17 protein-coding genes and 2 pseudogenes are annotated in these 18,422 nt (G+C 62.5%); 9 read left to right on the top strand and 10 right to left on the bottom strand.

Annotated elements, in window-relative coordinates; all coding sequences use genetic code 11:
* Nucleotides 1–12 precede the first annotated feature (12 nt).
* Together QIY50_21295 and QIY50_21290 are read right to left on the bottom strand one after the other, a co-directional pair.
* On the bottom strand, nt 13–1,404 hold the full coding sequence (locus QIY50_21295) for an FAD-dependent oxidoreductase (protein ID WGV19826.1): 1,392 nt from the start codon (nt 1,402–1,404) through the stop codon (nt 13–15).
* A 15-nt stretch (nt 1,405–1,419) separates the two neighbouring features.
* Entirely contained in the window at nt 1,420–2,736 is a 1,317-nt protein-coding gene (locus QIY50_21290; GenBank protein WGV19825.1) for an MFS transporter, read from the bottom strand.
* 243 nt (nt 2,737–2,979) lie between these two features.
* On the opposite strand from QIY50_21290, the gene QIY50_21285 reads away from it, so the two are divergent.
* Together QIY50_21285 and QIY50_21280 are read left to right on the top strand one after the other, a co-directional pair.
* Nucleotides 2,980–3,849 (top strand): LysR substrate-binding domain-containing protein, encoded by an 870-nt coding sequence (locus QIY50_21285; protein ID WGV19824.1) that lies wholly within the window; start codon nt 2,980–2,982, stop codon nt 3,847–3,849.
* Between the two features lie 93 nt (nt 3,850–3,942).
* The gene (locus QIY50_21280) at nt 3,943–4,314 is read left to right on the top strand and encodes a DUF2784 domain-containing protein (protein WGV19823.1); all 372 of its coding nucleotides are present in this window, start codon (nt 3,943–3,945) and stop codon (nt 4,312–4,314) included.
* On the opposite strand, the gene tam is transcribed toward QIY50_21280, so the two are convergent.
* Nucleotides 4,304–5,080, bottom strand: coding sequence for a trans-aconitate 2-methyltransferase (tam, locus tag QIY50_21275; GenBank protein WGV19822.1), 777 nt, complete (start codon nt 5,078–5,080; stop codon nt 4,304–4,306). The genes QIY50_21280 and tam overlap by 11 nt on opposite strands.
* A gap of 185 nt (nt 5,081–5,265) precedes the next feature.
* On the opposite strand from tam, the gene QIY50_21270 reads away from it, so the two are divergent.
* The gene (locus QIY50_21270; protein ID WGV23103.1) at nt 5,266–5,445 is read left to right on the top strand and encodes a hypothetical protein; all 180 of its coding nucleotides are present in this window, start codon (nt 5,266–5,268) and stop codon (nt 5,443–5,445) included.
* 3 nt (nt 5,446–5,448) lie between these two features.
* Here QIY50_21270 and QIY50_21265 read toward each other — a convergent pair whose 3' ends face one another.
* Both QIY50_21265 and QIY50_21260 read right to left on the bottom strand, forming a co-directional pair.
* A complete protein-coding gene (locus QIY50_21265) occupies nt 5,449–6,858 on the bottom strand; it encodes an amino acid permease (protein ID WGV19821.1) in 1,410 nt (469 codons plus the stop codon).
* Nucleotides 6,858–6,983 (bottom strand): hypothetical protein, encoded by a 126-nt coding sequence (locus tag QIY50_21260; protein ID WGV19820.1) that lies wholly within the window; start codon nt 6,981–6,983, stop codon nt 6,858–6,860. Before QIY50_21260 ends, QIY50_21265 begins: the two co-directional genes overlap by 1 nt.
* Nucleotides 6,984–7,180: 197 nt before the next feature.
* Here QIY50_21260 and QIY50_21255 point away from each other — a divergent pair, with 197 nt between their 5' ends.
* The gene (locus QIY50_21255; GenBank protein ID WGV19819.1) at nt 7,181–8,605 is read left to right on the top strand and encodes a PLP-dependent aminotransferase family protein; all 1,425 of its coding nucleotides are present in this window, start codon (nt 7,181–7,183) and stop codon (nt 8,603–8,605) included.
* Nucleotides 8,606–8,726: 121 nt separating this feature from the next.
* On the opposite strand, the gene QIY50_21250 is transcribed toward QIY50_21255, so the two are convergent.
* From QIY50_21250 to QIY50_21240, 3 genes and pseudogenes are all read right to left on the bottom strand, one after another.
* Complete coding sequence (locus tag QIY50_21250) at nt 8,727–9,749, bottom strand: histone deacetylase family protein (protein WGV19818.1); 1,023 nt, start codon at nt 9,747–9,749, stop codon at nt 8,727–8,729.
* Nucleotides 9,749–10,991, bottom strand: a pseudogene (locus QIY50_21245) (Zn-dependent hydrolase). Before QIY50_21245 ends, QIY50_21250 begins: the two are co-directional and overlap by 1 nt.
* A 30-nt stretch (nt 10,992–11,021) precedes the next feature.
* Nucleotides 11,022–12,326, bottom strand: coding sequence for an MFS transporter (locus QIY50_21240; protein WGV19817.1), 1,305 nt, complete (start codon nt 12,324–12,326; stop codon nt 11,022–11,024).
* Between the two features lie 290 nt (nt 12,327–12,616).
* Between QIY50_21240 and QIY50_21235 the strand changes: the two genes are divergently transcribed.
* Together QIY50_21235 and QIY50_21230 are read left to right on the top strand one after the other, a co-directional pair.
* Nucleotides 12,617–13,525 (top strand): LysR family transcriptional regulator, encoded by a 909-nt coding sequence (locus QIY50_21235; GenBank protein WGV19816.1) that lies wholly within the window; start codon nt 12,617–12,619, stop codon nt 13,523–13,525.
* Nucleotides 13,526–13,613: 88 nt separating this feature from the next.
* Nucleotides 13,614–14,009: a hypothetical protein gene (locus QIY50_21230; GenBank protein WGV19815.1), complete on the top strand. Its 396-nt coding sequence runs from the start codon at nt 13,614–13,616 to the stop codon at nt 14,007–14,009.
* 116 nt (nt 14,010–14,125) lie between these two features.
* On the opposite strand, the gene QIY50_21225 is transcribed toward QIY50_21230, so the two are convergent.
* Nucleotides 14,126–14,320 carry a hypothetical protein gene (locus QIY50_21225; protein ID WGV23150.1) on the bottom strand — a complete coding sequence of 65 codons (195 nt, stop codon included), beginning with the start codon at nt 14,318–14,320 and terminating at the stop codon, nt 14,126–14,128.
* Nucleotides 14,321–14,376: 56 nt separating this feature from the next.
* On the opposite strand from QIY50_21225, the gene QIY50_21220 reads away from it, so the two are divergent.
* From QIY50_21220 to QIY50_21210, 3 genes and pseudogenes are all read left to right on the top strand, one after another.
* Nucleotides 14,377–14,823 (top strand): hypothetical protein, encoded by a 447-nt coding sequence (locus QIY50_21220; protein ID WGV19814.1) that lies wholly within the window; start codon nt 14,377–14,379, stop codon nt 14,821–14,823.
* A gap of 495 nt (nt 14,824–15,318) precedes the next feature.
* Entirely contained in the window at nt 15,319–15,795 is a 477-nt protein-coding gene (locus QIY50_21215; protein ID WGV19813.1) for a fimbrial protein, read from the top strand.
* A 77-nt stretch (nt 15,796–15,872) separates the two neighbouring features.
* A pseudogene (locus QIY50_21210) lies at nt 15,873–16,130 on the top strand (site-specific integrase).
* Between the two features lie 11 nt (nt 16,131–16,141).
* On the opposite strand, the gene katG reads toward QIY50_21210, so the two are convergent.
* Nucleotides 16,142–18,391 carry a catalase/peroxidase HPI gene (gene katG / locus QIY50_21205; protein ID WGV19812.1) on the bottom strand — a complete coding sequence of 750 codons (2,250 nt, stop codon included), beginning with the start codon at nt 18,389–18,391 and terminating at the stop codon, nt 16,142–16,144.
* Nucleotides 18,392–18,422: the final 31 nt, after the last annotated feature.

Below are 18,422 nucleotides of genomic sequence, written 5' to 3'. Positions count from 1 at the left end.
CAAGAAATCTCATCAGCCTTTATCCGCCTTGCCTGCCGCCGCGGCAAACCGCGCCAGGCGCACATCCAGCCGGCGCGGACGCAAACCCTGGTCCTCGGCCCGCTCCTTGCGGCGGATGGCATTGCGCACCATAAGCGAGCCCAGGTAGCGGATCGGCTCGGGTGGGAACAGCCCCAGCGGCCCCTTGACCAGCGGCGAACGGGTCCACGGGTTATCCAGCCCCAGTGCCAGCGACGACAGGATCTGCCCGCCCATGTGGCACGGCCCCACACCGCTGCCGGAATAGCCAAAGCCGTAGAACACATTGCCCTGCCCGTCCAGCTTGCCGAAAAACGGCAGGCCGGTTACCGAGCGGTCTGACGGCCCGTTCCAGCTGGCTGCAAGCGGCACCTCGGCCAGCGCCGGGAAAAACCCGCCCAGGCTTTCACGCAACAATGGCCGGTATGGCGACGGCTGGTCGAACACCGGCAGCATGCGCCCGCCGTAGGCAAAGGTATTGCCGCCCTTGCCCAGCATCAGTCGGCCATCGGAAGTGTTGTGGTAATAATGCACGAAGATCCGCGAGTCGAGCACACTGATGCCACTGTCCAGGCCGATCTGGCCCAGCAATTCGGGGCAAGGCTCGGTAATCACCATGTCGCTGGACACAATCGCCACGCTGCGCTCGAACTGCGCAAAGGCCCGCGCCATCCAGGCGTTAAGGCCTAGCACCACGCGGTCGGCGCGCACGGTACCGCTGGCCGTGCGCACCTGCACCGGGGCGCCATGTTCCAGGGCGGTCATGGCGGTGCCTTCGAAAATACGTACCCCGCGCTGCAAGGCCACCCGGCGCAGGCCACGCACCAGCTTGCCCGGCTGCACGGTGGCCGCGGCCGGCGAGAACCAGCCTTCCAGGTGCCGTGCCGAGCCGGCCAGGCGCTGCACCTGGTCCAGCGGCAGGCGGCTGAACGAATTGATCCCCTTGCGCTCCAGTGCGGCCACCACTGCATCGGTGGCACCAACCTGGGCGGCATTGGTGGCAGTGTACAGCGTGCCGTCCAGGCGGTAGTCGCAGTCGATGCCATTGGCCGTGCAGAACGCACCGATTTCACCGATGCTGCGCTCCGACTCGCGCACCAAGCGCACCGCCTCGGCCACCCCGAACAGCCGCTCGAGGGTGAAGTACTTGGCCGACCAGGACAACACGCAGCCACCATTGCGGCCACTGGCACCGGCACCGCAGATATCGGCCTCGATCAGCACGATATCCAGGGCCGGCACCGCTTCCTTCAGCATCAGTGCGGTCCACAGGCCGGTATAGCCGCCACCGACGATGCACACATCGCAACGGGCATCGCCTTGCAGCGGCGGGCACATTGCCTCATGCGCCGAATCCAGGGCCTGTTGCAGCCAGAAGGGTCTCATTCGCTCGCTTTCCTTTCAGGTACGCAGTGGCTTGATTGCCATGCTGGTATTCGGTGCCACGTCGCTGCTTTGCGCAGCGCTGGCCGGGCGGCTGTTCCAGTGCGGCAGCAGCACCAGCGCCGAGAACAGCGCGCAGCCGGCGAACACGATGAACACCGTGACGCCATCGAAGTACCCTGGCAGCAACCCGCCCAGCACCGCCCCCACCGAGCCGCAGCCGTTGACGAAGCCCGCTGCGGTGGCGCCGGCCTTGGCGGTGCCGAAGTCGATGGCCGCGGCGCCACTGATCATCGAGTCCGGCCCGTACAGGGTCAGGCCCATGACGAACAACAGGGCCACCACCAGGATCACGCTGCCGGTGTGCATGGCCGCCATGAATGCCGCCAGGGCCATGGTCAGCAGCACCAGGCTGATGACACAGGCCGGCATGCGCCGGGCGCCGAACAGCTTGTCGGAGGCCAGGCCGATGATGATCGGGCCGAGCAGCCCCGCCAGTTCGAAGGCTGTCGGGATGATCGCTGCACCCACCTTGCCCACCGAGGGCATCTGCTCGAAGACGATCACCGGCCCCCACAGCAGGATGGCGTAGCGCGCCGGCTTCAACAGGAAGTACGCCAGCCCCAAGGTCAGCACCGTGCGATTGCGCAGGATCTCTTTCAGCGGCGCCCACACACTGCACAGGTTGCCGGCCGGGGCCATGCTCTGTGGCTCGGGCTCCACCGCCGGCAGGCCGACGTCTTCAGGCTTGTTGCGCTGCAGGAAGAAAAACAGCACGGCCACCAGCGCCACCACCGCGGCACTGGAGAAGAACGCCGCGTGCCAGGTACCGACCAGGGTATAGGCCCACCAGCCGGCAAACGGCGAGGCCACCAGGCCGCCAAAGGCATAGCAGGAACTCCACAGCCCCAGCACCCGCCCACGCTGCGACGCCGGGAAGAAGCTGCCAATGTTCTTGCACAACCCGGCCCAGCCGGTGGATTGCGCCAGGCCCTGCACCAGCATGCAGGTGGCGAAGATCGGGAAAGTGGCGTAACTGCCCATCACCACCGCAGCGGCAGCAGAAATCAGCAGGCCGCCGAGCACCACCACGCGCGGGCCGAAGCGATCGGCGAGCATGCCCCAGGTGAACTGGCCCACGGCGTACGCAGCCAGATAGATGGCATCGAGGTTGGCCATGGCGGCCTTGTCGAGCATGAAACCTGGGTCTTCAGCGATGCCCAGTTTGGCCACCGAAAAGGCCTTGCGGGTGAAGTAGAAGGCGGCGTAGGCCAACCAGGTAATGGCGAAAATCTGGATACGCCAGCGTTTGAACGCGGCTAGGGATTGGTTCATGTAAGTCTGACCTCTTGCTCAAGTGTGCCGGCAGAATGTGAAGAAACGCCTGTCTTGTTCTTGTGTTACGCACAGCGATGACGAGGCTGTCATCGGGTCAGATGGCGCCGTGTGGGTGCCATGGCCCTGGCGGCACTTGTGGTACCAGCGTCGGGCTGACATGCATGGAAACAGTTGCGCTAAGATAAATAAAATCGATTTATCGTATTTCACACATAAGCTCAGCTTTTTACTGAGGTGGCCATGTCGGTTTCCCACGCCCAACTCAAAGCCTTTCATGCCGTGGCGGTGCACGGCAGCTTCACCCGCGCCGCGGAAAAGCTGTTTCTGACCCAGCCTGCGGTGTCGGATCAGGTGCGCAAACTGGAGGAGCGCTTCGGCGTGTTGCTGTTCCACCGCAACAAGCGTTCGGTGCAGCTCACCGACCTCGGCGAGCGCCTGCTGGGCATCAGCCAGCGCCTGTTCGCCTGCGAAGCCGAGGCCCATGAACTGCTGCAGGATTCGCGTGCGCTGCACACCGGCAGCCTGGTCCTGGCAGTGGATGCGCCGGTGCACGTGTTGCCGCAGATCGCCCGTTTCTGCCAGCGCTACCCGGGCATCCAGGTGAAGATCGAGACTGGCAACACAGACGAGTCGCTGGCCCGGCTGTTCAGCTACCAGGCCGACCTTGCCCTGCTGGGACGGGACGTCGACGATGAGCGGCTGCACTGCCTGCCGCTGCGCCGCGACCCGATGGTGGCGTTTGTTTCCCACCAGCACCCGTGGGCCAGCCGTGGCGCCATAAGCCTGGCGGACCTGGACGATACGCCGTTGGTGCTGCGCGAGCCCGGGTCGGTGACGCGGCAGACGCTGGAAGAAGAGATGCAACGGGCCGGGCTGCGGATTCGCCCGGCGATCCAGGTGGAAGGCCGGGAAGCGGCTCGGGAAGCGGTGGTGGTGGGGATTGGCGTGGGGGTGGTGTCGGCGGCTGAGTTTGGTGCGGATGCGCGGGTGTGCGCGTTGCCGATCGTCGATTGCCAGCGGCACCTGACCGAGACACTGGTGTGCCTGAGTGAACAGCGCACGCGGCGGGTGGTGGCGACCTTCCTACAGATGGTGGAGGAAGGGTTGTAAGCCTGTTCCGGCCTCTTCGCGGGCTTGCCCGCGAAGAGGCCGGAACAGGCAACCTGACTATGCTGGGGTGACCTCAACCCTCGGCACACATCCATGCTCTACCGCCTTGCCTCCGACAGCCTGGTCCTGTTGCACCTGCTGTTCATCCTGCTGGTGCTGTTCGGCGGCCTGCTGGTGCTGCGCTGGCGCCCTGCCCTGCTGCTGCACCTGCCTGCGCTGGCCTGGGGCCTGGCGGTGGAGTGCCTGCACCTGGGCTGCCCGCTGACCACCTGGGAAAACCGCATGCGCATCGCGGCTGGTGACGCAGGCTACCAGGGCGGCTTCGTCGAGCATTACATCTGGCCGTTGATCTACCCCGCCGGGCTGACCCCGCACATCCAGCTGCTGCTGGGTACTTTCGTACTGCTGCTCAACCTCGGCATCTACGTCTACGTGGCCTGGCGCTGGTGGCGCCCTAGCGGGTAGCGATCACAAACAGCCGCGGGAACGGCAACAGCACCTTGCCATCGCTGGCCGGTGGATAGTCGCGCTGCATGGCCTGCAGGTACATCTGCAGGAAATCCGCCTGCTCCTGCCCCTCCAACCGCGCCAGGTAGGGTCGCAGGGCCGACCCTTTGAACCATTCCACTACGGCTTCAGCGCCGCCGGCCAACGGGTGGTGGTAAGTGGTGCGCCACACATCCACCCGCGCGCACAGCGGAGTGAGCAGGTCATAGTAGAACGCCGCGTTGTGCCGTGGGGGCAATTGAAAATCGGCGAACTTCGCCGCCCAAGGGCCCTGGTTGGCGATATCCCGCAGTTGCCGGTGGGCCGGTTCGTCGAGGTTGTCCGGGGTCTGCACGGCCAGGCTGGCACCTTCGCTCAGCTGGCGCACCAGGTGCGGGTACAGCGAGGCGTGGTCGGGGAGCCACTGCAGCGAGGCATTGGCCAGGATCAGGTCCTGTGGCTCTGGGGCGGACCAGCCTGCAATGTCAGCGATGGCCGTGCGTACGCGGGGGATGCACAGCCGTTTGCGCTCGCGGGCCTTGTCGATCATGTCCGGGTCACTGTCCAGGGCTGTCACCTGGGCATCCGGGTAACGTTGCAGCAGTACCTCGGTGGAATTGCCAGGGCCACAGCCCAGGTCGGTGGCGTGGCGTACAGGGCGTGGCGGCACTGCGGCGAGCAGGTCTCGCACGGCGCGGGTGCGTTCGTCTTCGAACTGGGAATACTGGGTGGCGGACCAGGCCATGTGAAGCTCCTTTGGGCGGGCAATGTGTTCAGCATATGCCATCTGTCGGCTTTGAGGGCCCTATCGCCGGCAAGCCAGCTCCCACAGGTACTGCGCATGGCTTGAGATCGGTGCGGTCCCTGTGGGAGCTGGCTTGCCGGCGATAGGGCCGGAACTGACTACCTATGCCTGCTGTCCGTCCATGTATGCGCCACTCCATGAAAACTTTCATCGCCCTCGCCATCCTGGCCCTGATCGCCACCGCCGCCCTGCTCGGCTCGCCCTGGATGAACCAACGCTTTCACATGCCAGCGGAAAAAAACCATGCCCAACAAAGCGAAACGGCCGGGTCCCCGAGGGAGCCGGCCGTTTCGAGAAGCGAGTGACGCTTAGTGCTGCTTGCCAGAACGGATCTGGTGCACCACACCCATCGCCACCACGATTGCCGCAGCGATACCGGTGGAGATCACCAGGATCTGGTAGTCAGGCATGAAGGCCATGGTCACCAGGGCGGCCACGATGAAGGCGATCACCAGGTAGGTCAGCCATGGGAACAGCCACATCTTCAGGCGCACTTCCTTGCCTTCGGCAATCAGCTTGCGACGCATGCGCAGCTGCGAGAAGGCAATCACCAGGTACACCAGCAGGGCGATCATGCCGGTGGTGTTCATCAGGGTTTCCAGCACGTCTTTAGGGCGCAGGGTCTCGCTGAAGTTGATCAGCGCACACACCACGGCCACGGCGCACGAACCCATGATCGCGTATACCGGTACACCGGTGCCGGCGCGGGTGATCTTGAAGAACGACGGCGCGTCGCCACGCTGGGCCAGGGAGAACAGCATGCGCGAAGCGGTGTAGTGGCCGGAGATCAGGCAGCTGCTCACCGAGGTCAGCACCACGAAGTTCATCAGCAGCTCGGCATACGGCACGCCCAGCAGCTCCAGGGTGCGGCGGTAGGCGCCATAACCGGAAACGCCCAGGTGCGGATCGTTCCACGGGACCAGGCAGACGATCAGGAAGATCGAACCGACGTAGAACAGGCACACACGCCAGACCACCGAGTTGGTCGCCTTGACAATCTGCGCGGCCGGGTCCTTGGCTTCGGAAGCGGCGATAGTGACGATTTCCGCGCCGAGGAAGGCGAACATCACCCCGAGCAAGGCACCGATCACGGTGGTGATGCCGTTGGGCATGAAACCTTCGGCGGTGAGATGGCTGATGCCACGCACCTCACCGAACTGCCAGATATTCAGCACGGCAGCGGTACACACAATCAGGAAACAGACGATCGCGATCACCTTGATCAAGGCGAACCAGAACTCGAACTCACCGTAGTGCTTGACGTTGAAGAAGTTGACGGTGATCAGCAACAGGGTCGTGGCCAGCACGAACACGTTGACGCTGACATCGGGGAAGAAACCATGCAGGATCTTGCCCGCCACATAAGCTTCCCAGGCCATGAGAATGACCCAGTACCACCAGTACAGCCAGCCGATGGTGAAACCGGCCCAACGGCCGATGGCGCGATCGGCGTAGGTGGAGAACGAACCGGTGTCTGGCGAGGAAGTCGCCATTTCACCCAGCATGCGCATGATCAGTACCACCAGGATGCCGCCTGCCAGGTAGGCCAGCACAGCGGCTGGGCCGGCGCTGTGAATCACGCTGCCGGAGCCGACGAACAAGGCGCCGCCGATAACCCCGGCGATCGACATCATCGTCAGGTGGCGCGACTTGAGCGAGGCACTGAGCTTGCTCTCGTGCCCGCTTTTCGCGGTGGTGGTTGTGGATGTTGCGTCCATCAGTTGTGTACCCCGTGCTTCTTTTTATCCAAGGAAAACTGTGAAACCCCGATGGCTGGCGGTTTCACGTACATCAGTGCTAATGCGCGCAGGATGGTGTGAGCGAACACACGCAGGCCTTCCATGGCGGCCTGCTGACGCGCCCCAGGGCGGCGCCTGGGGCGAACTGAACATGCTTTAGGTGGCGATATCTGACACCTAATGTAAAAATGTCCGACGCAGAGAGCCATGCACAGTGGCATGAAACTCGCACTGCACTGTACAGGTCGCCCTTGCAATACACCTTGCAAACGCCGGGCGATACGCACCCTGAAGGCCCCGAATGTTCGAATTACATCCAGACTCCTCGACCCCGCTGGTGAACCAGATCATCGACGGGCTGCGCGAGCTGATCGACAACCAGACCCTCAAGCCAGGCGCCAAGGTCCCCTCGATCCGCGCCTTTGCCGCGAGCTATTCGGTGAGCACCTTCACCGTGGTCGAGGCCTACGACCGCCTTGTCGCCCAGGGCCTGCTGGTAAGCCGTGGCAACGCAGGGTTCTTCGTCAACCGGGCAGCTGGCGAACTGCTGGACCAGCACAATGCCGAGGCCGACACCAGTCGACCAACGTTCAACTCCGAGTGGTACTTGCAGCAGATCTTCGAAATCCGCCAGTTGCCGTTCAAGCCGGGGTGCGGCTGGCTGCCAAACGACTGGATGTACGAAGACGGCCTGCGCCGCGGCCTGCGCCAGGTGGCCGGCAGCCCGCTGGAGCTGTCGGGCTACGGCGACCCCATGGGCCTGCCGGAGCTGCGCGCGCTGACCGCGCAGAACCTGCAGCAGGAGCTGTCGATCGTCGCCAATCCGGCGCAGCTGATGCTCACTCACGGCGCCAGCCAGGCCCTGGACCTGGCCGCGCGTACGCTGGTGCGCCCGGGCGACGTGGTGCTGGTGGACGACCCCGGCTACCCGAACCTGATGAGCATCCTGCGTACCCAGGGCGCAACCCTGGTCGGCGTGCCGCGCACACCGGCCGGCTACGACCTGAACCAGCTGGAGCAGTTGCTCAGCCATCACCGCCCCACTGCGTTCTTCACCCAGCCGCACCTGCACAGCCCGACCTGCTCGCGCACCCCGTTGCCGCAGCTGCACCGCCTGCTGCAACTGGCCAGCCAGCACGGCTTCCGCCTGGTGGAGAACAACCTGTACGCCGACATGGTCGCCGAGCCGCAGCCGTGCCTGGCCAGCCTCGATCACCTGCAGCAGGTGGTTTACGTGGGCAGCTACTCCAAGAGCATTTCGCCCAATGTGCGGGTCGGCTACATGCTGGCCAACCCCGAGCTGATGCAGAAGCTGCTGCACCTGAAGATGCGCTCGGGCCTGACCACCTCGCAGGTGATGGAGCGCGTGGTGTATGCCGCGATCATCGACGGGCGCTGGCGCAAGCACCTCAAGCGCCTGCGCCAGCGCTTGGCCGAGGCGCACCAGGAAGTTGGCCGGCATCTGCACCGGTTGGGCTTCGAGCTGTTCATCGAGTCGGATGAAGGGATGTATATCTGGACCCGGCACCCCGCGATTCCGGACAGTGCGGCGTTGCTGGATGATGCGTTGGAGAAAGGCATCATGCTCGGGCCTGGGCAGTTGTTCATGGTCGATGCCAAGGCGACCGGGTGGATGCGGTTCAATGTGGCGTTCAGTACGGAGCCGGCGATGTGGGAGTTGCTGGAGAAGGTGTTGGTGAAACATGTGCGGCGGGGTGGGGTGTAACGGGTGCGGGGTGTTCGCCATGACAGTTTCAGCGCCTGTGAGATCGAGCGCCGCGCGGGCGGCGCTCGATCTCACAGGCGCTGAAACTGTCATGGCAAGCACCTGTCAGCCCCGACACTACTTATCGCCAGTCCGCCTTGTCGGCAAAAAACGCCTGCGCATTCGCCTCCAGGCTCTCCAGGTGATACCCCCCCTCCTGCACTATGAGGCACGGCAAGCGCAACGCCCGAATCCGCTCGCCCAACACGGCAAACCCTTCAGTGGTGACTGCCACCTTGCTCTGCGGGTCCAGCTCGTAGATATCGAACCCCAGCGACAACACCAGCACCTCGGCACCAAAGTCCTTCACCGCAGCCAGCGCGATCTCCAACTGCCCCATGAAGTCGGCTTCGCTAGCCCCGTGCGCCATCGGCAAGTTGAGGTTGTACCCCTCCCCCGCACCGCTACCACGCTCGTCCGCAAACCCGACCACACCGGGGTAGAAGTTGGTCGGATCGCCATGCACCGACACGTACAGGACGTCCCGGCGATCGTAGAAGATCTCCTGAATCCCCTGCCCGTGGTGCATGTCGGTATCGAGAATGGCCACGCGGCTGTAGCGGCCGCGCAAGGCCTGCGCTGCTACAGCCGCGTTGTTGATGTAGCAGAAACCACCGGCTGCATCGAAGCGCGCATGGTGGCCTGGCGGCCGGCACAGGGCATAGGCCGCCGGCTCGCCGTCAAGAATGGCCTTGGCACCGGCTACTGCGCTTTGCGCAGACCAGTAGGCCGAGCGCCAGGTGTTTTCGCCCACAGGGCAGCTGCCATCGGCCAGGTAGCGCCCGGCCTGGGCGAGGATGCCGCGCAGGGCGTTGGGCTCGCGCACGAAGATGTTGGACATGACCTCGTCACCCCAGTCCTCGGGCACTCCCTTCCAGCGCGCATGAGCCTCTTCGAGGAAGGCCAGGTAGGCCTCGCCATGCACCGCCTTCAGCGGGGCCAGGCCGGCATCGACAGGCTGGCGGATGTCGAAGCCGAGATCCCTGACCGCCTGCAACAGGCGCACGGCGCGTTCGGGCACTTCCTGCGGGGTGCGCATGGCGCCGCGCGAGTAGTAGCTGCGCGGGTGGTGCAGCAATTGTTCTGGGTGGAAGTAGCAACGCATCAGGCTTCTCCTTGTTCGACTTGCCCGGCGCGGGCCAGCACGGCGTTGAGCAGTACGTCGACGCCCTGGCGGGCATCCTCGGGCAGCACATCTTCGGCTTCGTTGTGGCTCAGGCCGCCGACGCAGGGGATGAACACCATCGCCGTCGGGCAGTAGCGGGCCAGCAGGATGGCGTCGTGGCCGGCACCGCTGACAATCGACTGTTGGGCATAGCCGAGGCCGTCCACCGCCTGCTGCACGGCGGCTACGCAATCGGCGTCGAATGGAGTGGCCGGGCTGACCCAGTGGCGCTCGATGCGCACCTGCAAGCCGCGCTGGCTGGCAATGGCCTGCAACTTCAGGCTCAGGTCACGCTCCATAGCCTCGATGGCTTCATCCCGGTGATGACGCAAGTCGACAGTGAACTGCAACAGCCCCGCAATGGTGTTGCGCGAGGACTTGGCGATGGACAGTTCACCCACGGTGGTCAGGCCTTCAGGGGCAAAGTCCGCTGCCAGCTGCTCGACCGCCTGGATCATCCGTGCCGCACCGTACAGGGCATCCTTGCGCAGCAGCATCGGCGTGGTGCCGGCGTGTGCAGCCATGCCTTCCACAGTCACATCAAGCCAGCGAATGGCCTGCCCGCCGCTGACCACACCGATGGCCTTGGCGTTGTCTTCAAGGATGGGGCCTTGCTCGATATGCGCTTCGAAATAGGCATCCACCTGGCTGCCCAGCGGGCGTTGGCCGGCGTAACCGGTGCGTTGCAGTTCGTCGGCGACGCTGATGCCATCGGTGTCGCGAATAGCCAGCGCTTCGTCCAGTGCCAGGGTACCGGTGAACACCGCCGATCCAAACATGGCCGGAGTAAAGCGCGCGCCCTCCTCGTTGGTCCATACGGCGATTTCCAGCCGGTTTGCGCGTCTGGATATTCAGGTCATTGAGCCGGCGCACCACTTCAAGGCCCGCCAGCACACCATAAACACCATCGAAACGGCCGCCCTCAGGTTGGGTGTCGAGGTGGCTGCCCATCATCACCGGCGCCGCATCCGGGTTGCTGCCAGCGCGGCGGGCGAACAGGTTGCCAATGGCGTCCACCGTCAGCGTCAGGCCGGCTTCGCGGCACCAGTGGCTGAACAGTTCACGGCCCGCCTTGTCCTCGTCGCTAAGCGCCAGGCGGCAGCTACCGCCGCGGGCGGTGGCGCCGATTTCGGCCATGGCCATCAGGCTCGCCCACAGGCGTTCGCCATTGCATTTCAACATGTGCGGGTACTCCAGAAGAAAGCGGTTCGATCAGGCCAGTTCCAGGCGTTGGCTGCGGGCGTACTGGCGCGCCAGTGCGAGCACGCACACCAGCGAAATGGTTGCGATCAGGGTGTAGAACACTGCCATCGGCCACCATTGGCCGGTGAAGGAGTGGGCCAGCCAGGTACCGATCAGCGGGGTCAGGCCGCCCGCGATGGCACCGCAGATCTGGTAGGCCAGGGAAATCGCGGTGTAGCGCACACGGGTGTCGAACATGCCGCTGACGTAGCCGGCGATCACCGCGTAGAAGGAAGCCATGCAGGCTGCGGCCAGTGCGATACCGAGCACGATCAGCGGGCCTTTGCCGGAGCTGACCAGCACGAACATCGGGTAGGGCGAGGCCATGGCCAGCAATGCAACCAGGGCCAGGAAGCGGGTGGCACCGAGCTTTTCCGAGAGCCAGGCGGCCAGCGGCTGCACGCAGAACTGGATGATCGCCACGAAGAACAGGCACTCCAGGATCAGCGAACGCTCCAGGTGCAGCTGCTGGGTGGTGTAGCTGATCATGAAAGTGTTGGTGAAGTAGACCCCGGCAATGCCCAGAGTATTGGCACCGATGCACAGCAACAGCGGGCGCCAGGCCGTGCGCAGCACTTCGAATACCGGGGCCTGCTCCTTGCGCCGGGCCTTTTCCGCCTGCTCGCGGCTGGCGATGAACTCGGGCGACTCATTCACCCCCAGGCGAATCGCCAGGCCCACCAGTAGCAATAGTGCACTGGCCAGGAACGGCACGCGCCAGCCCCAGCTCATCAGGTCCTCCTCGGGCAGGCGGGTGACCGCGCCGAAGGCCAGCAGCGACAGGATCAGGCCCGCCGGGCTGCCGAGTTGGGCGAACGAAGCGAAGAAGTTGCGCCGACCCTTGGGTGCATGCTCGCCGGCCATCAGCACCGCCCCGCCCCACTCGCCGCCCACCGCAATGCCCTGGACGATGCGCAACAGGATCAGCAGTACTGGCGCGGTGGCGCCGATTTGCGCGTAGGTCGGCAGCAGGCCGATGCCCACGGTGACGATGCCCATCATCAGCAAGGTGATGACCAGCGATTTCTTGCGGCCGATACGGTCGCCCACGTGGCCAAAGACGATGCCACCCAGCGGCCGGGCAAAGAAGCCGACGGCGAAGGTGCCGAACGCTGCCATGGTGCTGAACAGGCTGCTGTCGGAGGGGAAGTACAGCGCGCCGAACACCAGGGCGGCGGCGGTGGCGTAGATGTAGAAGTCGTACCACTCGATCATGGTGCCGATGAACGCGGCGGCGGCGGCACGGCGTGGCTGGGCGGAAGCGGTGGGCTTCATGAGGGCTCCTTTGCTTGTTGTTCTGGCAGGAGTTGTCGGGGGTACGGGGCGCTCTGGTGGCGCTTGGCTTGTTGAATCGGTGTTGGCTTGTTCGCGGGCTTGCCCGCTCCCACAGGATCACCACAAGTTTTGAATGCTGTGCAGTACCTGTGGGAGCGGGCGAGCCCGCGAAGAAGCCAACACCGACTCAGCAGGCCTCGATACCTGCGATTTATCGGCCTGGGGCTATGATTAGTCAATTTTCTATTTATTATTCGCACTATTAGCCTTGCTTATTATCGAGCCCCGCCATGCCCGACCGCCTGCTCAACGACCGCCTCGACTGGAACCTGCTGCGCACCTTCCGGGTCATCGGCCAGGAGCTGTCCATCAGCCGCGCTGCCGCCCGCCTGCATCTCACCCAGCCAGCCGTAAGCCAGGCGCTCAAGCGCCTGGAGGAACAGCTCGGTCGCCAGCTCATCGCCCGACGCGGGCCGCGCTTCGTGCTGACGGAAATGGGCGAGCAGCTGTTCCAGCTGGCCGGCGAGATCTATGGGCAGATGTCGCAGATCGGCGGCTTGCTGGAGCAGCCGGCGGACGAACTGGTGGGCAAGGTCCGCCTGCTGATGATCAGCCGCATCGTCAACGAACAGTTCGACGACTTCCTTGCCGACTTCCACCGCCAGCACCCGCGGGTGGAGTTGGAGATCGACGTGATGCGCAGCTCCGACATCGTCGCTGCCCTGCAGGAAAAAACCGCCACCGCGGGCCTCAGCCTGAACCGGCGTGCGCAGCCACGGCTGGAGCAACGGCTGTTCCTGCGCCAGCGCTATGCGTTCTTCTGTGGCAAGCACCATGCCCTTTTTGGGCAAGCCGAAGGCGACCTGCAGCGGGAGAATTTCGTCAGTTTCACCAGTGACCAGATTGGCGGCATGCTGTCGCCACTGACCATTTTTCGCGACCAGCAAGGGTTTGCCGGGCGAATCGTGGCTTCGTCACCCAGCCTTGAAGAAGTGCGCCGGCTGGTGATTGCCGGGTTTGGCATCGGTTGCCTGCCCGAGCATGTCGTGGCGCCGGATGTGGACGCCGGTTTGCTGTGGAAACTGCCACCGCAGGACGGGATTGCCGATGTGGACATCCACCTGTTGTGGAACAGGGAGCAGCGTTTCAGTCGTGCCGAAGAGGTGTTCATAGAGGCGTTGCAGCAGCGCCTTGACTGAACCCGGAGGTGAATCGGGCAGGCACTGGACACAATGATGGCCAATTAGTAGCATCGAGACCAACTGAACATTACGGACAATCTCAGTCATGGATCGCACCACCGGGATCATCAAGCGCCCTATCCATCAGCCCATCCGCCTCTTGATCACCTGGGAAGAAGCCTGGAAGGGGCCCGACGAGGGCTTGATCCGCTGCTGGGAGATTGGCCGTGAGCGGGCGTTGACCCAACCAGAACTTGCCCGCCACTGTGTCGATGGAGCACTCCCGGTGCTAGGTTGGAAAGGTGGTCATGATCGCGCATTGAAGAAACCGATGAAGTACGGTTCGTTCAAGTATCTGGCGCAATGGCAGGGCCTTCGCGGCGAAGATCTGTTCATCAATACACGTACAGAGTTGACCCTGACTTGTAATTACACCGGCATGCTGACCACCTTTACACCGGACCAGGAAAAGTACGCCAATGCGGTGATCCTGATGGAATAGCAACGAAGGGCCAGGCGGATCCGAGCGCCGCCACAGGTACAGCCTGCATGTGCCATACCTGTGGTGAGCGCCCCGAAAACGCTGCTACTTCAAATCAAACCGGTCAAGCTTGTGAGCTACATTCGCAGCCCTTTGAGGCCGAGCTGGGCCATGCCGTTGAACTTGGCGTCATGCAGCCGGGGGATGATGTCGGGACCGGGTGACGGGTTGAACACCCAGGCCGGGGTCGAAACCCGGCCCAGCGGCTCGCTTTTGCTCAGGCAGGAGGGCGGCACATGTGTGGAAGGTTGAGCCAGTGCCGAGGCATACACGACTACTCGCTTCAGGGGTAGTCAGTTGTTAAGCCCATTCAGCACACAACCGCTCCATGAAGAGAGATCTTCCTATCATTGGGGCACTGTGTAGCTATCAGAATTGTCTGATTAAACATCCAGCCATTCTGGGGGTAACTTGGTGCATTCATTTACCGGGCATGCACCATGCAAGACACAAGGCAAACTTACAAGCAAGCAAGCAAGCAAGCAAGCAAGCAAGCAAGCAAGCAAGCAAGCAAGCAAGCAAGCAAGCAAGCAAGCAAGCAAGCAAGCAAGCAAGCAAGCAAGCAAGCAAGCAAGCAAGCAAGCATTATAACGGCCGCAATATACTTTTATCAAGTATATTCTTAACTATTTCTGCGTGCGCTTCATTACCTCATGACACCTTAAACGAAACATCTACCGAGACAAAGAACACCCGCTTAAACGAGGCTTACCATCGTTTAACGACCGAGCACTCCGAATTCAACTGGAAATTCGTTGAGGGGCTCAGCAAATGATTAAACCTATCATATCACTGGCAGCTTGTACTTTCATCGCTGCACCTTCGCTCTCGTTTGCAGCGTGCGAATTTTACGACGGCCACTCACAAAAACAGATAATTTTAAGTATACCTTCCACGCTTTCCATACCCAGAGACGCAGCAGTCAACACCGTGATTTACGAATCACCAGCTAAAACCTTTTATGGCGCCGCATCGTACAAATGCTCAACCACCTTTACGACTGGGGTTAAAAACAATATAGGAACAGACTCAACGTCAACCTATTTCCCGATAGGGAGTACTGGGCTTTCGTGGCAGTGGGTTTATCAGGGCTACTCCATATAATGGATTTGGCGGTGGGAAAACTCAACAACCTGGCGGATACGGATTCAATACCACTACAAACGCCTTACGCATAGTTAAAACTGGAGATATTTCACCAGGCGCAACCATACCGGCTGGGACCCTGGGGTATGTGCAAATAGAATCGGCGAGCTTAAGACCTTTAGCCATGACAATAGACAAAAGCTCATCCATCATACTTCAATCGTGCGAAACCCCAAATATTGCCGTTGAAATGGGCGAGCACAACCTTAGCGTATTTTCAAGAAGCGGAAATTCCACGCAACCCAAAGCGTTCAATATTAAATTAAATAACTGCCCGAGCGGAATTCAGAAAGTGAGCTATAGCTTATCTGCCACATCAGGTGCCCCTGCAGTGGACGGCGCACTCGGCATTATCGAATTAAACACAAGCTCAACAGCAAAAGGCATAGCACTGCAATTGCTTGACGGCAACCAGACCCCCATACAACTCGACAAAACGTATGTCTTCAATGAATATTCAACAGACGGCGGGAACTTCTCCATACCCCTGAGTGCCAAGTATATCCGTACCCTACCGAATGGTAGTGCTGACCAATTCGATGAGGGTATGAGCGCAGGCTCCGCCAACAGTGAAGTGACTTTTGTCATGAATTATTTATGACCGCTCTTTGGACGTAACCGCTTTCCGATAGCAGTAAATGTCAGAATGTCGTGCTCAAGCATACGGGATACATCTGCAGAACCATCTGGGTGCCTGCCATGAAAAAGTCAGGCGTACGGTGGCGGCGCCGTTACCAGAGCCGACACACGTACGCCTCGATGATGCTCAGCGCTGGCGAGAATCCAATGTGGGTCGCCAAGCCAATGGGTCATAAAGATTGGACAATGATTGCCAAGGTTTATGGCCGCTGGATGCCCTCCGCTGATGTCGGAGCCGGAGGGCGAGCAGAGGCACTTTTTGCCGGTAATGCCAGGTTATGCCAACTCCTCCTCTAGAGCCCTTTGATTTACTGGGCTAGATCAAACCGGTCAAGCTCCATCACTTTTTGCCAGGCCGCCACAAAGTCGCGCACGAACTTGTCACCGCCATCAGCGCTGCCATACACCTCGCTCAACGCCCGCAACTGGGCATGGGAGCCGAACACCAGGTCAACCCGGCTAGCGGTCCACTTCACCTGCCCGGTCTTGCGGTCGCGGCCTTCGAAGGTTTCGTTATCCGCCGAGGTCGGCTTCCACTCCACGCCCATGTCCAGCAGGTTGCGGAAGAAGTCGTTGCTCAGGGTACCGACCTTGTCGGTGAACACGCCCTGCTGGCTGCCGCCATGGTTGGCGCCGAGCACACGCAGGCCGCCGATCAGCACGGTCATTTCCGGCGCGGTCAGGGTCAGCAACTGGGCCTTGTCCAGTAGCAGCTTCTCGGCCTTGACGCTGTAGCGGGCCTTGGTGAAGTTGCGGAAACCATCGGCCAGCGGCTCCAGCACGGCGAACGACTCGACGTCGGTCTGCGCCTGGGAGGCATCGGTACGCCCTGGTCGGAACGCCACGCTGACGTTGTGCCCGGCGTCCTTGGCAGCCTTTTCCACTGCGGCGCTACCGGCCAGAACGATCAGGTCGGCCAGGGAGATTTTCTTGCCACCGGCTTTGAACTCGGCCTGGATCTTCTCGAGTGCCGCCAGCACTTTGCCTGTGCCCTGGTTCGCCGGCCAGTCTTTCTGCGGCGCCAGGCGCAGGCGGCCACCATTGGCGCCACCACGCTTGTCCGAACCGCGGAAGGTCGACGCCGCTGCCCAGGCAGTGGCCACCAGCTCGCCAACGCTCAGGCCCGCCGCCAGCACCTTGGCCTTGAGCGCGGCAATGTCCTGCTCGCCCACCAGCGGGTGATCGACTTTTGGCAGCGGGTCTTGCCACAGCAGCTCTTCGTTGGGCATTTCCGGGCCCAGGTAGCGCGCCAATGGGCCCATGTCACGATGAATCAGCTTGTACCAGGCGCGGGCGAAGGCGTCCGCCAACTGGTCAGGGTTGTCCTTGAAACGACGGGCGATCGGCTCGTAGATCGGGTCGAAGCGCAACGCCAGGTCGGAGGTGAGCATGGATGGCGCATGGCGCTTGGCCGGGTCATGGGCATCCGGCACGGTGCCTGCCCCCTTGCCCTCCTTCGGCCGCCACTGGTGGGCACCGGCCGGGCTCTTGGTCAGTTCCCAGTCGAAGTTGAACAGGTTGTTGAGGTACTCGTTGCTCCACCGGGTGGGGGTGGAAGTCCAGGTCACTTCCAGGCCGCTGGTGATGGTATCGCCACCCTTGCCGCTGCCGAACTTGTTGGCCCAGCCCAACCCCTGCAGCTCCAGGCCTGCAGCTTCCGGCTCCGGGCCGACGTTGTCGGCAGGGCCGGCACCGTGGGTCTTGCCAAAGGCGTGGCCACCGGCGATCAGGGCAACGGTTTCTTCATCGTTCATCGCCATGCGGCCGAAGGTGTCACGGATGTCCTTGCCCGAGGCCACCGGGTCAGGGTTACCTTCCGGGCCTTCCGGATTCACGTAGATCAGGCCCATCTGCACGGCGGCCAAGGGGTTTTCCAGGTTGCGCTCGCCCTCCAGGGTACGGCCCTGCTCCTCGGGGTGTTTGGCCGGCTCCGCCACCAGGTCGCCCTTGCCAGGCGGCTGGGCCTTGCCGTAGCGGGTGTCACCGCCCAGCCAGACCTTTTCCGATCCCCAATACACATCCTCGTCCGGCTCCCACACATCGGCACGCCCGCCGGAGAAGCCGAAGGTCTTGAAGCCCATGGATTCGAGGGCAACGTTGCCGGTGAGCACGATCAGGTCGGCCCAGGAAATCTTGTTGCCGTACTTCTGCTTGATCGGCCATAGCAGGCGCCGAGCCTTATCCAGGCTGACGTTGTCCGGCCAGCTGTTGAGCGGGGCGAAGCGCTGCTGGCCAGAGCCTGCACCACCCCGGCCATCGCCGATACGGTAGGTCCCGGCGCTGTGCCAGGCCATGCGGATGAACAGCGGGCCGTAGTGGCCGAAGTCGGCGGGCCACCAGTCCTGGGAGTCGGTCATCAAGGCGGTCAGGTCTTTCTTCAGGGCCTGGAAGTCGAGGCTCTTGAACGCCTTGGCATAGTCGAAACCCGGGTCCATCGGGTCGGACTTGGAGGAGTGCTGGTGAAGAATTCTCAGGTTGAGCTGGTCAGGCCACCAGTCACGGTTGGTGGTGCCGCCACCTGCGGTTTGATGGAACGGGCATTTCGATTCGTTCGACATCTGCGGGTACCTTTGGGTCGGTTATCCAGAT

It is taken from the genome of Pseudomonas putida (assembly GCA_029953615.1).
GTDB lineage: Bacteria > Pseudomonadota > Gammaproteobacteria > Pseudomonadales > Pseudomonadaceae > Aquipseudomonas.
Note: the sequence above shows the minus strand (reverse complement) of the source record. Positions and strands in the feature narration are given on the sequence as shown.